The organism is Agrobacterium tumefaciens str. B6, from assembly GCF_001541315.1.
GTDB lineage: Bacteria > Pseudomonadota > Alphaproteobacteria > Rhizobiales > Rhizobiaceae > Agrobacterium > Agrobacterium radiobacter.
On record NZ_LMVK01000021.1, the window covers coordinates 1 to 13,858 of the forward strand.

Sequence of the window (13,858 nt, forward strand, 5' to 3'; positions counted from 1 at the left end):
GATGTGGTATGACAGAGGAAAATGTTTCTCAGGTAGCCGACTGGAAAGGCCAAAGCGGAGAGCGCTGGGTTGCTTACCAGGCACGGCTTGATACCATGATGGCGGTGTTTGGCCAGGCCGCGATCGAAGCTGCTGCGCCAGTCACGGGCGAACGCGTATTGGACATCGGCTGTGGCGCGGGGCTCCGTATTGCCGATGGCTTAAAAGACTGTGCCAATAAGGCGGGCGATCGAGACTTTCGCCAAATCGGCGAAATCCTGCTCGACTTGCGAAAGTGGATCGGTGACGCTGGCACGCGCTTCAAACGTCGCCACCAGGCGATCACGCAGGTCCGGGTCGGAAATGCTCGCATGTTCGATCAGCACGCAGATGGCGGTGTCCGTTGCCAGCTTCTGAGCGCTTTGCGTAAGAGCGGATTTCTCGCGTCTCTCCCTTTCGATCTCCGCACGGCTCTCTGCCTTTCGGCGCCTAGACCGAATTCCGTGTTCTTTTTCCCAATACCGGGCTGTACCGCGCCCCACATAGAGTATGTCCCACGCGTGCTCTGGATCACCACCCTTAGCCGTATCCGCATTCGCACCACACAGGTGTAAAAACAGTCGACGCATGGCGGCGTCCGCAAAGTAAGTTTGGGCAGTGGTTCGTGGTCCACGTGACGGAAATGCAGCCTCCGATTCCACTGCCGCTTGGCTGATAGCTGCATGTATCGCATCCATCATAACTCTTTCCGCCTGCTTCAAGGCGTCAACTTTGTCCGGCAAATCATTATCCTTTCGGAAGTCCCTTATCCAATTAGGGGGATGTCGACCGAGTTGGTGAGACATCTCCATCCATCTGCCAAATTGGATTGGCAACATTAAGTGGAAATTACGCGACACGACCGAATGCAAACTTCCATCTAAGCTCCGTCACTCGATGCCTGCCTCGAGGAAGTGCCCTTTGACCAACTGGCTCCAATTATCGAAGCAAGCCAGGTTTAAGGGCGATGTGTTTGTATTCGATAAAGTCCTCAATGGCGGCTATTCCGTTCAGCCTGCCGAGGCCGGATTGCTTAAAGCCACCCTCCTCCGTCCCGTCATACACTTTGGCCCAGTCGTTGATGAACACGCTGCCCGCTTCAAGCGCCTGTGCGACCCTTAACGAGCGATCCAGGTCCCGCGTCCAGATCGAGGCAGACAGTCCATAGTCGTTATCGTTTGCCAGCACGACTGCTTCCCGCTCATCTGAGAACCGCTGGATGGTTATCACAGGACCGAATGTTTCCTGCTGCACGACCGGCAGGCTGTTGTCGGAGACATCCAGCATCGAAGGACGAAAAAAGGCACCTTTCGCCAAAGGGCCTTCTGTCACGGGACCTCCTCGAACGACCGCAGTTGCACCCGTTGACAGCGCATTTTTCACCACGTTGTCGACACGGGCGACGTTCTCCTTGTCGATGAGTGGCCCCATATCGCTCGCCGGGTCGGATGCCGGTCCGACTTTGACGGCACGCAGCCTTTCGGCGAGGCCGTGGCGGACCCGTTCGTAGATTGAACTCTGTACGAGCAGCCGCGAGCCCGTCATACAGAACTGGCCGGCAAAGATGGTGAGTGCCTTTTCGAGAACAGGTAGCATGGCTTCGATATCAGCGTCGTCAAATACGATCATCGGAGCCTTGCCGCCGAGTTCCAGCCCGAACCGCTTCATTCTCTTCGCACCGATGGCACCGATGGTACGGCCGGTTTGCGTACTTCCGGTGAAGCTGATCGTCGGCACATCGGGGCTTTCGACCAGAAGCGCTGCGCCCTCCGCACCGCTCTCGATGAACATGTTCAGGATACCGCCCGGCAGGTCTTTCGCTTCCGCAAGAACCTCGGCCAGGACGCTGGCGACTTGCGCCGTCTGGTCGGGCATCTTAACGACGACCGCGCAGCCGGCGGCAAGTGCCGGCGCGAAGCAACGGACCGCAAGGATGACAGGAGAATTCCAGGGAACGATAATCCCCGCCACTCCCATCGGTTGGCGCAGTATCACGGAGAGGCTGCCGGGCTTCGGCAACGTCGCTCGCCCCGCCTCCGTACGAGCCATCGCAGCCCAGTATCGAAGCTTGCTCGGACTGCCGTCGATCTCCAATGCCGCCTCGCCGCGAAGTTTGCCGTTTTCGAGAGATAGGACGTCGATCAGTCGCTTACGATTTCTCTCGATGGCTGACGCCATCTCATCGAGCACCTTGGCACGCAGTTCTGCATCGTCGCGCCAAGCCGTTTGCCGGAAAGCGCGTTTGGCCGCTTCGATGGCGGAGCGGGCTGCCGCTCCGCCATCATCCGGATAATCTCCGATCGCCTCGTATGTTGCCGGGTCGATTGAGCCGCCGCGTTTCGAAGACGTCACAAATGCGCCGTCAATCCAGTTCTTTGCGGAGTATATCGTCATCTGATTGTCTTTCTGATGGTTGCAAGAGCGCCCGACGTCCAGCCCGCTCTCATGGGAGGCGACCTCCGGACATAGTGGGGTAGGCCTTACCTCCCGATTTCCGAATTAGGTGGAGGACGATCCCGGTTCAGGTCAGGAACGGTGGCGGATTTTCTCCGCGCAGGCGGTAGTTCGGCCGCGGCCTTTCCAGACGGATCGACTCCAGCACGGTATAGGCGTGGTACTTCGTCTGGGTCGTCACGCCGGCGAGCCGCTCGGACCAGAGCTGGCCATTGCTGCTCTTCTTTTCCAGGACGTATTTCGTGGCAAAATTGGCCATCGAATTGATCCAGTTCTCGGTGCCTGAAAACACTTTGTCCCAGCCGGCGCCCTCCAGGATGCTGACGAGCGCATCGGATCGGCTGAAGCGATCCACGGCTGCCTGTGCGCCGTGGAGAACGTCCTGAAAATATTCGATCGAAGCCGCGACCGTTTCCGGGGTCCCGTATTTCATGTGATGTCCGGCAACGAGGAAATCAAAGTCATACTCCATCAGTTGCTTTTGGGCTTCGTACCAGCCGGTGATATTTTGCGATGCGTCGCAATGCATGAAGGTGGCGCTGCCGGGGCTGACAATATCGATGACGGTCAGTACCTTTTGCGCTGGCGCATAAATGAAGATGTTGCCGGGGCAGTGGTTTTCACCCTTGTAGGACAGTTCCAGAGTGACGCCGCCCACGACAAGCAGGTGGTCCTTCTCGAATGTCATGGTTGGCACCGGTCGGTTCGGGTCGGGGAACCGCTCGAGCAATTCCTTGGTGATGTCGTGCGCGACGATCTCGACATTCGGCCCGAAAACCGAAGCCGCACCAATGTGATCGGTGTGCCAGTGGCTGTAGATCACGTGCGTTACCGGCTTGTCCGTAACGTCCTCGATCGCCGCCAACATGTTTTCACCGATCGTCGGCGGTGCATCGATGGCGACGACGCCATCGCGGGTCACGACGAAGGCCGCGTCATAGCCGCCACTGGTGACCCAGTAGAAGCCGCCACGAAGCTCCTCGACATGGTAGCCGAGCCTCTGGAAGCGTTCAGAAGAGAAGTAATCAGGATAATATCCCGGCGGATCCGCGGGGTGTTCCCCGGCCTCAGGAAAACCGTAATGGTCAATCCCGAAAAAGTTCGGTTTGTCGGTCGCTCTGATGAGCTTCTGGTGTCGGTCGCACATATGATCAATCCTCCATGGTGTTTGCGATATCGAAAGAATGTGGATGGTTAAGCGGCTTGCGTCGGAAAGCGCAGGACGGCCTTGATCACGCGCCCTGCCGCAACATCGTTGAATGCTTCATTGATGTCGGCGAAGTCGTAGAAGGTGAGCAGCCTGTCGAACGGGAAACGGCCGGCTCGATAAAGGCCGACCAGTTCCGGAATCATCAGTCCGGAGATGGCATCGCCCTGGATAATCCCGAAGAGGCTTTGCCCTACCGTGAGCCGCGATGCATCGACAACCGCGCCCGAATGGTCGTTGAAGGCGACGAAGCCGAACTGCCCCATCGGAGCAAGAGCGCCGATGCCGGCGTCGAGGTTCTCCTTCCGGCCGCTCGTGTCGAGAACGTACTCGACGCCGCGAGGCACGATATCCTTGATCGCCGAGGCAACATCGGCTTGCTCATGTGGGTTAACACAATGCGTCGCGCCGAGCTCCGAAGCGAGCTTCAGCCGTTCGGCATTGACATCGATGGCGATAATGACTGCCGCATCGGCAACCCTGGCAGCCATGATTGCCGCCAGTCCCACTGCCCCTACCCCGAAGATTGCGATAGAGGCGCCCACCGGCACTTTGAGCGCCTTCAAGACCGACCCGGCCCCGGTCTGGAAGCCGCAACCGAGCGGTCCAAGCAATTCGAGTGGAACATCGTCGGGCACCTTGATGGTGTTGCGCTGGTGGGCAAGTGCGTAAGTCGAGAACGAGGATTGGCCGAAAAAATGGGCATGGAGCCTGTTTCCATCCGGTACTGCTACGCCGATCGTTCCGTCGAGCCTGGCGCCGGCAAAATTCGTTTCCCAGACGTGGTCGCAGTAGGCTGAATGCGAAGACAAACACGGCTTGCAATGGCCGCAGGAGTGATAAGACAGAACGACGTGATCGCCGGGCTTGAGATGTGACACGGCTGATCCGACATCTTTGACGATGCCGGCACCTTCATGGCCTAGGATCGCCGGGAGCGGAGTTGGCATGAGCTGTTGCCTGACATGCGCATCGGTCGTGCAAATACCCGTAGCAACCATGCGAATAAGCACTTCGTCGGGGCGCGGTGCCTCAAGCTTCACTTCACGAAGAATGAAGGGGCCGTTTTTTTCTTCCAGTACGGCTGCGGTCGCGGGTTGGGTCATCTTTCCTCCATTGGCTGATTTCGGATACTGGGGCGAATGATCCCGCTCACGGACCGGCGGTGATCCATGTTCAGAAAGGCTCGATCCGGTCCGCTTGAGTTGTGGTTTGACGAGCGGTGGTGAGGTGGCTGGTTCTCTCAGCCCCTTTGCGGGCCTGCTGTTCGCGAACATATCCATGCTGTCGAACGGCTAAAGACAGCAATGGCGGAACGTCGGGTTGCTGATAACGAAACCCTTTGTGGCCTCATGGCAGCTGGACAGACAGATCAGACAGGTCGCATCTCGCCAGCATTCGGGAATTTGCCTTGTCGGTATGCGGCATAATAGCGGGCGAGCTCCTCTTTGGAGCCTGCGATAAACGGGCCTTGTGCCCCGACATGGATGTTTTGCGGTTGGCCTGCATACAAAAGCACGCGTGCGCCATTCTCCCCCGCCTTCAGCCTCAGGGCGCTTTCACCGTCAGTTGCCAGGGGATTGGCCCACCCGACCTTACCCGTAGTTAGAGCCGTCGCTCGGGTGCCCGCCTCGATTTCGCCCGCGATGACCACGACGAAGCCATTATATGATGACGGCAGAACCTGCTCAAACTCGGCTCCCGCCTCGAGCCGAATTTCGACCAAGGTTACAGGCACGGCATTCTTCGTCGATGCGATGATCCCTGCCGAACGACCACTGTAAACGGTCGCTTCGAAGCCGTTGCCGCGATGTACCGGCATTTCGTCACGTCTCAGGATCTGCACCCTCGGCGCCATGTTGCGCTCCCGCTCGGGAAGAACCAGCCACAGCTGAAACAGACGCATCCGTGTCGAAACCTGGGCATCTTCCGAATGCACGATACCGCTTCCGGCAGTCATCCACTCCACGTCTCCTTCGATCAGGCGTCCGCCGGCATCCTCCATGGTGCCGTGAAGCATGAACGTGACGGTCTCCAGGCCGGCATGAGGGTGGGCCTCGCCGAATTGCCCCTCGCCGGTCACGTGATCGTCCGCCATCAGGAAGAACGGGTCGGTCGCGGAAAAATTTCCCGGTGCAACGACGAGGGCTGCTTTGTGCCTCTCGCCCGCAAAGCCGGGGCCGAGAGGCGGTGTGGTTGTAATGCTGTCGATGGACCTTTGAAACATCTTTGCTGCCCTCGTGAAGTTGAGAGGTGAAACCTGTCCGCTCTGTCGACGAATGGGTAGTGATTTTGAACGAGGCACCGCTCGCAACAAGTCACGATCCCCCGAACCCTATGTTGCCAAACCTGCAACGCCTCAGGCCACCGGAATTGCGCTACGCTGCTGCGGATTGATGCCGACAAACCAACAACGAGAGCACGATGATGAGACTGACGCAGCGTGTTCGCAGCTTTTTCCGTGAGGAAGCATGGGACTTTCCCGAGCATGAAAGACCAGTGGTCCCGGGGTCGCCGGCGACGCCAGAGCATGTCCTGACGCTGCGGATCGCCTATGCCCTCGTCGCAATTCTGGTCGGCCTGACCGCCGGACTGGGCAACGCACTGCTCATGGTCAACATTACGGAGCTACAAACGGGCTTGGCGTTGAGCTCCGTTCAGGCGGCCTGGCTGCCGACGGCATATGCCATGACCAATATTTCTGCCAATCTGCTGCTGATCAAGTTCCGCCAGCAATATGGTCTGCGTGTATTCACGCAGGTTGCCCTTAGCGTGTATGCTCTCCTGTCTCTCACCTATCTCTTGACCGCAGATCACTGGCTCACACTCGCCATCAGGGCTGCAAGCGGCTTTGTTGCGGCGGCGTTAACGCCGTTGTCCTTATTCTACGTGATGCAGGCCCTTCCGGGCCGTTGGCGCGTCAGGGGGCTGATACTTGGCCTTGGTATCTCGCATGCGCGTTCCCGCTCGCAAGCGTCATCTCGCCATGGCTGTCTGTCAGCTCGCATTGGCAGTCGATATTTCTGCTCGAAGCCGGTCTCGCATTTCTCTCTCTCGCCGCCGTCGGAACGTTCCGGCTGCCACCCGCCGAGCGAGAGCGAGTGTTCGAACCTCTGGATTTCCTCACCTTTCTGCTTTTGGGTGGTAGCCTCGCTCTGATTGCAGCAGTGTTGGGGCTCGGACGACTGGAAGGATGGTTCAAGGCGCCTTGGATCATTTGGTTTCTGTCGCTCGCGCTTCCGACGATCATCGCCGCGCTGATACTCGAGAACGGCCGGACCGCACCTCTTCTCAACCTGCGCTGGCTCGGGAGCGGTGATATCGTCCGCTTTGCTTTTGCAATTTTCCTGGCCAGGATCGTCATTGCCGAACAGAATTTTGCAACCAGGTTTTTGACGGCGCCAGGAGGCAGCGACGAACACCTCGGAGCATTTTCGATCGTCACCTTTGTCAGCGCTCTTGCCGGCGTGATCGTGAGCGCAATCACGGTGAATGTCGAAAAACTGGTGATGTCCATGATGCTGGCGGTCACCGCAATAGCTGCCGCGACACTTGCCGTCAGCTCCGCCACGAGTCTTGAGCATCTGCCCTGGTTTTATTTGTCCCAAGCGGTGATCTCATTCGCGGCCATGTTCTTTCTCGGGCCGGCACTGGTGTTAGGCATCACGAGCGCGCTGCAGAAAGGTGGCCGAGAACTCTTGAGTTTTATCGTCCTGTTTGGGGCGATCAATTCGATTGGCGCCCTTACCGGCCAGGCTTTGTTCGGATCCTATATCGACGGCATCGCGACTGTTTCGCGAGATTGGGCCCTTGCCCATCAGAACGCCTTGCGCTTGGCAGCGGTGTTGGCTTTCTTAACGGCTGCCTATCTGGCTGTGCTCCTCGCAATTCGTATCCGGCATAAGCTGGCAGAAATCCGCCGGGAGAAACAGGTGTCCACTAGCGGTGCAGCCCCTTTCGATACGGTCGGTCCGACCAAGCCGCAGTCAGGAATGCCGTGGCACCCGCCGACCCTTTCGTTTCAGGCACGGGTGGTCTTGAGCGCTATAGCTACAGCCGGGGCAATACTTCTTTTGGTCGCAGTGTCGCCGCAGGGGCGCCAGGCGATATCCATGGCGTGGATGTTCGCTCATATCACTTATCGATTTCGTTACAGTGCCGGGGTCGATTAGATCTTGCTCAGGACGCAGGTAGCGTTCCGTAACGTGATTTGGAGCATTGCAGATGTCGGATAAGAAATTTCGTGTGGGTATTATTGGAGCAGACACTCACGGAAGTTGGGCAGGCGCATCGCATGTGCCAGCTCTGGCGTCACAAGCTCACCTGACGCTGGCGGCAGTCGCGACCCGGCGCGAGGAAACCGCCAAGGCGGCGGCCGAAGCATTCGGCGCAGAACTCTGGTTTGCCGATCCCTACGCGATGATCAGCGACGAAACCATTGACGTCATCACGGTCGCCGTGAAGGTGCCGGCGCACAAGAATCTCGTGATGGCCGCCTTGCAGGCGGGTAAAGCCGTCTATTGCGAAGCGCCTCTGGGCGCAACGCTGGCGGAAACAAACGAGATGGCCGCAGCAGTCGGGTCTTTGCATACCGCGATCGGCCTGCAAGGCCGGCATAATCCTGCCGTCCGACGTGCGGCGGAACTGGTCGCGTCAGGAAAGCTCGGTCGCCTGATGTCCGCCCGTGTCGGCGCAACCACATTCGGCTACGGTCCGCAATCTCCGAGCATGTACGACTATTTCAACAAGGCCGCTTCTGGCGCCAGCTTCATGACGATCACGGCAGGCCACGTGCTGGACGTCATCGAGGCTGTGCTCGGCAACATTGTGGAGGTCGATGCGCGCACGGAGTTGCTCTGGCCGGAGATCGAGATCGTTGATACAGGCGAGACTTCACAGCGAGAAATTCCGGATCATCTCGATTTGATCGCCAAGACGGCAAGCGGTGCGCCTGTATCCGTGCAGGTTCTGGCGGGCGTGCCTGCAGATGAGGCGAGTTTTGTATTCGAGATCCGTGGTTCGCAGGGCTGGCTGAAGCTGACCGGCAATCATCTGGCAGCCGTACAAGTCGGAGACATTTTACTTTCATCGAGCGTGGAATTCGCTGCGCCCGATAGTCCGGTTGCCAACGGTGTCGGTCCGACCGCGGCCGAATTCTGGTCAGGCGCCGCTATCAATGTCGGGGAGGTCTATGCGTCCCTGGGGCGCGATCTGGCGAACGGTACATACACCACTCCCGGTTTCGACCATGCCCGCCACAACAGCCGTTTGATCGCGGCCGTCGAGCTTGCGGCAAGAACTGGCGAACGGCAGCACATCGTGTAAGGCGCCGCAGAAAGGCTCGGTATTCGCAACGAATGTCGAGCCGACCGTAAATGCAATCAGTGCGGAAATACGCTCAACGAAAGCTACCGCCGCCCGCCCAACTCGAGAATTTCAAAAAGAAGGACGACATCATGCAAATGCGCAAGCTGGGTGAAAGCGGGTTGTTCGTGTCGGAATTGTGTTTCGGCGCCATGACATTCGGCGGAACTGACGGATTATGGGGAAAGGTGGGAAGACTTGGACAGGGGGATGCCGATGCACTGGTCAAGGCCGCTCTCGACGCCGGCATAAACCTGTTCGATACAGCAAATGTCTATGCGCACGGACGCAGCGAAGAAATACTGGGACACTCGCTGAAGAACCTTGGTGTGTCGCGCAGGGATGTCGTGATCGCCACCAAAGTCGCCTCCGCCATGGGTGACGGACCGAACCATCGCGGCGCTTCGCGTGGACATATAATCTCCGAATGCCGTGCAAGCCTCGGCCGACTGGGTCTGGACCACATCGATCTATACCAAATCCACGCATTCGATTCCGCTACACCGATCGAGGAAACGCTGGAGGCGCTCGACACACTCGTCCGGGCGGGGGACGTCCGCTACATCGGCCTTTCGAACTGGGCCGCGTGGCAGATCATGAAGGCGATCGGGATAACACGCGCCAGAGCCCTCGCACCAATCACGTCACTGCAGGCATATTATACGCTTGTCGGGCGCGATCTGGAGCGCGAGATTGGCCCGCTGCTCTCATCGGAACGTGTTGGCCTCATGGTGTGGAGTCCGCTTGCCGGCGGGTATCTCACCGGAAAGTATTCTGCTGGTGGTAACGCAGCAGGCGGCCGACAGATGGAATTGGATTTTCCACCCATCGATCGCATCCGGGGAGAGCCCCTGATCGCGGTCCTTAAAGCTGTCGCGGAGAAACACGGCTCCAGCCCGGCGCAGATCGCGATTGCCTGGTTACTGAAGCAAAGCATCGTCTCCACCGTCATCGTCGGTGCAAAGCGCGTCGAGCAACTGCAGGAAAACATTCGGTCCGCATCGATTGAGCTGGACGATAACGACATGGCGCAGCTCGATGGGGTCAGTCGTCTACCCGTCGAGTATCCGGGTTGGTTGCTGAATGACGGAAACGGACACTCGCGCTGACACCGAAAAGATGCTTGAGATCGATGAAGGATGAGTTTAATTATCCATCCCATGAATTTACACGGTATCGATCTCAATCTTCTCGTTGCCTTTGATGCCCTCAATTCCGAGCGCAATGTGACACGTGCCGGAAGCCGTATTGGCCGGACCCAGCCGGCCATGAGCGCGGCTTTGTCGCGATTGCGGTTTCTGCTGCGTGACGAATTATTCGTTCGCGGGCCGAACGGTCTTCAACCTACACCGCGAGCGGTAGAACTTGCCGAACCGATCTCGCTTGCTCTGCGGGACATTCAGCGGACATTGCAATTCACCCAGGGTTTTGATCCCGGCAAATCGACCGTGTCTTTTTCCATTGCCGTTTCGGCACATGCAGGTTCAGTCATATTGCCGCGCCTCCTGTCGCTGCTTGAGGAAAAAGCCCCCGGAATTGATATCAAAGTCAGGGATTACAGCAGCCGTGATGACGCGGTTTCCCTGCTCGACAGCGGCGGCGTCGATCTGACAGTCGGCATTCCCCCCACGCCCACGAGCCGCATCCTGAGTGCCCGGCTTTTCCAGGAGCGGTTCGTTTGTATCCTTAGGAAGGATCATCCAATCCTCGGCCGCCCTTTCGATCCGGAAACGTTTCTGTCTCTGACGCATATCCTGGTCGCGCCCGATAATGAGGGCCTGGATGTTGCCGATGCCGCACTGGCTTCGAAGAATTTCAGGAGACGAGCGGCCGTGACCATTCCCCATATGCACGCCGCACCGGCATTGGTTGCATCGTCGGATATGGTCGCGACCGTCATCGAAAGCGTCGTTGCTCATTCAGGCTTTGCAGAGCGTCTTGCAGTCTTCGATTTCCCGCTCCCCCTAAACCCGGTACCATTCGTGCTGTCTTGGCATCGTCGCAATGACGGGCACCCGGCCCAGCAATGGCTGAGAAACGGACTGCTCGCCGCGTTTCCCCACGTGTGGCTCTCTTCAGAAAATATCTGCAGCGATCTTGCCCCGCAGTATTACTAGGCGGCCATCGTATCGCAGCAGGCAGTCAACGCGTAACGCTCAATCGCCATCACACGGCCATCGGCGTCTGATGCACGACGATTGGCGCATGGAACGGAACGCGGTCGTAAAGGTCAACGATGTCTTGGTTCATAAGGCGGACGCAGCCAGATGAAACAGCCTTGCCGATGGATTGCCATTCCGGATTGCCGTGGAGACGATACAGCGTATCTTTTCCGTTCTGGAAAATATAAAGAGCGCGAGCGCCGAGAGGGTTATGGAGGCCAGGATCCATCCCTCCGTTTGCGACAGAGTATTTTTCCAGTTCGGGTTGCCTTGCAATCATCTCGCTTGGCGGCTTCCATCTTGGCCAATGCTGACGCCAGTGGATATATCCGTTCCCTTCCCATGAAAATCCGTCGCGCCCGATGCCAACGCCATATCGTAACGCAGTTCCGCCGTTTTCCACCAGATAGAGAAATCGCCTTGGCGTATCGACGACAACGGTTCCCGGCGCCTCCCCGGTCGGGTCAGCAACGCGCTGCCTGAGATATTCCGGGTTCATTCGCTCAAAAGGAACTGCAGGAACGAAATGTCCACCGTCTTCAAATGCAGCGTAACGGGAAGCAAGATCCGGGTCGACCGGTGAAGGCTGCGGAGTGGCAATGGGCTGGGACGAGCCTGGCGCCGGTCTTTCTTGGACTGTTGCGCATCCGCCGAGTATGACCGGCGCGGCCAAAGAGCCGACTATGAACGTACGACGGGATATGAAACTATTTCGGTTCTGCATCATGGAAGGCGACTTTCGGGTTGCGGCTGGCACACGTGCTTGAATCGCACGGTATCCTCCAACAGACGGAATATTCCATATCTGTATGAGTGATAGCCGTCATAACCGTTGGCTATGCCATGCGGGGCTACCGCTGCTCCGGGGAGATCCCGTCAATGTTCCTGAGCCGCGGCATAACGAAGTCCGTAAATGCCCGGACGACCGGTCGCATGAACTTTGTGGACGGATAAGCAAGAAAAGCTTCGGTAGATCGCAGCCAATATTCGGGAAGCACCCTTACAAGCTCGCCGCTGGCCAATAAGTCCAAGACGAGGTTCTTCTGCACCAGTCCCACACCCCGTCCTCGTAAAAGTGCTGCAATCATGACATGCGCATTGTTCGTTATGAGTAATGGCCTGACGATGACGTCCTCGGCGTGCGCACCAGGTCCCAATAGGGAAATAGTATTGCGATGAGCGAGCATCTTCGGGGTGCCAATGACCTCAAGCTCTGGAAGCCGTCCCGTATCGTTAATCTGCCCTACCTGTTCCAGGTAGAGAGGGGAAGCGACGAGAAATCGCTCCACCCACCCGATGCGACGTGCGATGACGTCCTGATCCTCGATTTTCCCGTAGTGAAGTGACAAATCGAAATTATCATAGACCAAGTCGACTGTGCGCTCGTCGAGAGCCAGTTCGACGGAAATCCCGCAATACTCATCCTGAAATTCCCCGACTATACGCTCGAGATGGCCAACACCAATGCAAGATGGGGCATGAATTCTTAGATTGCCTTCGATTTCACCTGTGTTGATGCGGACGCCCTCCAGCGCCGCGTCGATTGATGCGATCGCAATACGGCTGGCTTCGTATAATTCGAGCCCATGCGCCGTCGGGCGAACGATTTTCGACGAGCGCTCCAGAAGTCTGGCTTGAACGTGCCGTTCGAGGTTCGAAATATGCTTCGTAACTGCCGGTTGCGTTACCCCGAGGTCCCGTGCCGCAGCAGTAATCGAACCCTTCTCGACGGTGCGGATGAAGGCCTTTAAAGCAACGTTGATATCCATGATATTGCTCTTGGTTATAACTGAATCCAGTCATAACCAGGTGTTTAGAATATGGCTTGATGATGTCTGGGTACAGGATAGCGCAAAATTTTAACCTCGCCGATCCGACTGTGCTTCTCGACGCAAACCAACGATCACCGCTCGGACGCCAGCCCGCTGTTGATCAGCATCAGCAGGCGCTTCTGCTGGTTGTTCGTATTCTCCAGTGCATGAAGCCAGAGCAGCATTGCTGCCTGGTGGTTCCTGCCGCCGCTCAACGCGTTGTCGAAGTCTCTCATCCATGATCCAAGATGGGCGATGTAATCTTGGGCAAGGGCTGAAATCTCGGCGTCGTCGCCAGCAGGCCCCAACGCATCGAAACGATGCCCCAGCTCTCTCACGGTAGCATCATGTTCGATATCCGCCAGTTCGTCATAGAGCCGAGCCAGTTTTGCGCACTGCTCTTCATTCAAAAGGTGTGACAAGAGTATAGATTGCTCCCGACCGGCTCGCACCGCTTGAGGCTCTCGGCCCTCTTCCAGCGCCATCACAGACGCAGCAAATTCCGGTGCCATGTCGGGCGGCCCTTTGCCATCACGCAAGGCTGCAACAGTCCGGCGTTGACGCTCCAGAAGTTCGATCTGCCGCGTGAGCCCCTCAAGAAGAGCGTCCAAACTGTCCTCGCTCATCTCGGCACGACCGTCGAGAAACGCTGGGATTTGCGAGAGCGAGAAACCGAGCGCTGTCAATTGACCGATACGCAGCAGTCGGATCAAATGCGACACGCTGTAAACGCGATACCCATTGTTCTGTCTTGGCGGCTCCGGCAAAAGTCCGATCTGGTGGTAGTGCCGCAACGTGCGGATGCTCACGCCCGCCAGTCCTGCAATCTCCTTACTGCGCAT

General features: G+C 57.8%; 12 protein-coding genes and 1 pseudogene. 6 read left to right on the forward strand and 7 right to left on the reverse strand.

The window, feature by feature from the left end; all coding sequences use genetic code 11:
• Window positions 1-8 precede the first annotated feature (8 nt).
• Window positions 9-197 (forward strand): annotated as a pseudogene (locus tag ASB65_RS28830) (SAM-dependent methyltransferase); the annotation flags it as partial.
• A gap of 760 nt (window positions 198-957) precedes the next feature.
• Here ASB65_RS28830 and ASB65_RS15835 read toward each other — a convergent pair.
• The 4 genes from ASB65_RS15835 to ASB65_RS15850 all read right to left on the reverse strand — a co-directional run bounded on the left by ASB65_RS15835 (window position 958) and on the right by ASB65_RS15850 (window position 5,906).
• A complete protein-coding gene (locus ASB65_RS15835) occupies window positions 958-2,412 on the reverse strand; it encodes an aldehyde dehydrogenase family protein (protein WP_060724617.1) in 1,455 nt (484 codons plus the stop codon).
• A 127-nt stretch (window positions 2,413-2,539) separates the two neighbouring features.
• Window positions 2,540-3,619, reverse strand: coding sequence for an MBL fold metallo-hydrolase (locus ASB65_RS15840; RefSeq protein ID WP_080868726.1), 1,080 nt, complete (start codon window positions 3,617-3,619; stop codon window positions 2,540-2,542).
• A gap of 47 nt (window positions 3,620-3,666) precedes the next feature.
• Window positions 3,667-4,785, reverse strand: a complete 1,119-nt coding sequence (locus ASB65_RS15845) for an NAD(P)-dependent alcohol dehydrogenase (protein ID WP_060724618.1) — start codon at window positions 4,783-4,785, stop codon at window positions 3,667-3,669.
• A gap of 266 nt (window positions 4,786-5,051) precedes the next feature.
• Window positions 5,052-5,906 (reverse strand): pirin family protein, encoded by an 855-nt coding sequence (locus ASB65_RS15850; RefSeq protein WP_060724619.1) that lies wholly within the window; start codon window positions 5,904-5,906, stop codon window positions 5,052-5,054.
• Window positions 5,907-6,103: 197 nt separating this feature from the next.
• Between ASB65_RS15850 and ASB65_RS28525 the strand changes: the two genes are divergently transcribed.
• The 5 genes from ASB65_RS28525 (at window position 6,104) to ASB65_RS15875 (ending at window position 11,160) form a co-directional block, all read left to right on the forward strand.
• A complete protein-coding gene (locus tag ASB65_RS28525; protein ID WP_060724620.1) occupies window positions 6,104-6,838 on the forward strand; it encodes an MFS transporter in 735 nt (244 codons plus the stop codon).
• Window positions 6,781-7,851 carry a hypothetical protein gene (locus tag ASB65_RS28740; RefSeq protein WP_174014805.1) on the forward strand — a complete coding sequence of 357 codons (1,071 nt, stop codon included), beginning with the start codon at window positions 6,781-6,783 and terminating at the stop codon, window positions 7,849-7,851. The genes ASB65_RS28525 and ASB65_RS28740 overlap by 58 nt, the downstream gene beginning before the upstream one ends.
• Window positions 7,852-7,903: 52 nt before the next feature.
• Window positions 7,904-9,004: a Gfo/Idh/MocA family protein gene (locus ASB65_RS15865; protein WP_060724621.1), complete on the forward strand. Its 1,101-nt coding sequence runs from the start codon at window positions 7,904-7,906 to the stop codon at window positions 9,002-9,004.
• A 131-nt stretch (window positions 9,005-9,135) separates the two neighbouring features.
• Entirely contained in the window at window positions 9,136-10,152 is a 1,017-nt protein-coding gene (locus tag ASB65_RS15870) for an aldo/keto reductase (RefSeq protein WP_060724646.1), read from the forward strand.
• A gap of 30 nt (window positions 10,153-10,182) precedes the next feature.
• Window positions 10,183-11,160: a LysR family transcriptional regulator gene (locus ASB65_RS15875; RefSeq protein ID WP_080868723.1), complete on the forward strand. Its 978-nt coding sequence runs from the start codon at window positions 10,183-10,185 to the stop codon at window positions 11,158-11,160.
• Between the two features lie 49 nt (window positions 11,161-11,209).
• Here ASB65_RS15875 and ASB65_RS15880 read toward each other — a convergent pair whose 3' ends face one another.
• From ASB65_RS15880 to ASB65_RS15890, 3 genes are all read right to left on the reverse strand, one after another.
• Complete coding sequence (locus tag ASB65_RS15880; protein ID WP_060724647.1) at window positions 11,210-11,929, reverse strand: L,D-transpeptidase; 720 nt, start codon at window positions 11,927-11,929, stop codon at window positions 11,210-11,212.
• Between the two features lie 127 nt (window positions 11,930-12,056).
• A complete protein-coding gene (locus tag ASB65_RS15885; RefSeq protein WP_060724623.1) occupies window positions 12,057-12,974 on the reverse strand; it encodes a LysR family transcriptional regulator in 918 nt (305 codons plus the stop codon).
• 134 nt (window positions 12,975-13,108) lie between these two features.
• Window positions 13,109-13,858, reverse strand: coding sequence for a MerR family transcriptional regulator (locus ASB65_RS15890; protein ID WP_060724624.1), 750 nt, complete (start codon window positions 13,856-13,858; stop codon window positions 13,109-13,111).

What these genes read in the sequence shown, in the direction of transcription:
- ASB65_RS15835 (WP_060724617.1), bottom strand. Translation starts at nt 2,412, where the DNA reads ATGACGATATACTCCGCAAAGAACTGGATTGACGGCGCATTTGTGACG.
- ASB65_RS15840 (WP_080868726.1), bottom strand. Translation starts at nt 3,619, where the DNA reads ATGTGCGACCGACACCAGAAGCTCATCAGAGCGACCGACAAACCGAAC.
- ASB65_RS15845 (WP_060724618.1), bottom strand. Translation starts at nt 4,785, where the DNA reads ATGACCCAACCCGCGACCGCAGCCGTACTGGAAGAAAAAAACGGCCCC.
- ASB65_RS15850 (WP_060724619.1), bottom strand. Translation starts at nt 5,906, where the DNA reads ATGTTTCAAAGGTCCATCGACAGCATTACAACCACACCGCCTCTCGGC.
- ASB65_RS28525 (WP_060724620.1), top strand. Translation starts at nt 6,104, where the DNA reads ATGATGAGACTGACGCAGCGTGTTCGCAGCTTTTTCCGTGAGGAAGCA.
- ASB65_RS15865 (WP_060724621.1), top strand. Translation starts at nt 7,904, where the DNA reads ATGTCGGATAAGAAATTTCGTGTGGGTATTATTGGAGCAGACACTCAC.
- ASB65_RS15870 (WP_060724646.1), top strand. Translation starts at nt 9,136, where the DNA reads ATGCAAATGCGCAAGCTGGGTGAAAGCGGGTTGTTCGTGTCGGAATTG.
- ASB65_RS15875 (WP_080868723.1), top strand. Translation starts at nt 10,183, where the DNA reads ATGAGTTTAATTATCCATCCCATGAATTTACACGGTATCGATCTCAAT.
- ASB65_RS15880 (WP_060724647.1), bottom strand. Translation starts at nt 11,929, where the DNA reads ATGCAGAACCGAAATAGTTTCATATCCCGTCGTACGTTCATAGTCGGC.
- ASB65_RS15885 (WP_060724623.1), bottom strand. Translation starts at nt 12,974, where the DNA reads ATGGATATCAACGTTGCTTTAAAGGCCTTCATCCGCACCGTCGAGAAG.
- ASB65_RS15890 (WP_060724624.1), bottom strand. Translation starts at nt 13,858, where the DNA reads ATGCGCAGTAAGGAGATTGCAGGACTGGCGGGCGTGAGCATCCGCACG.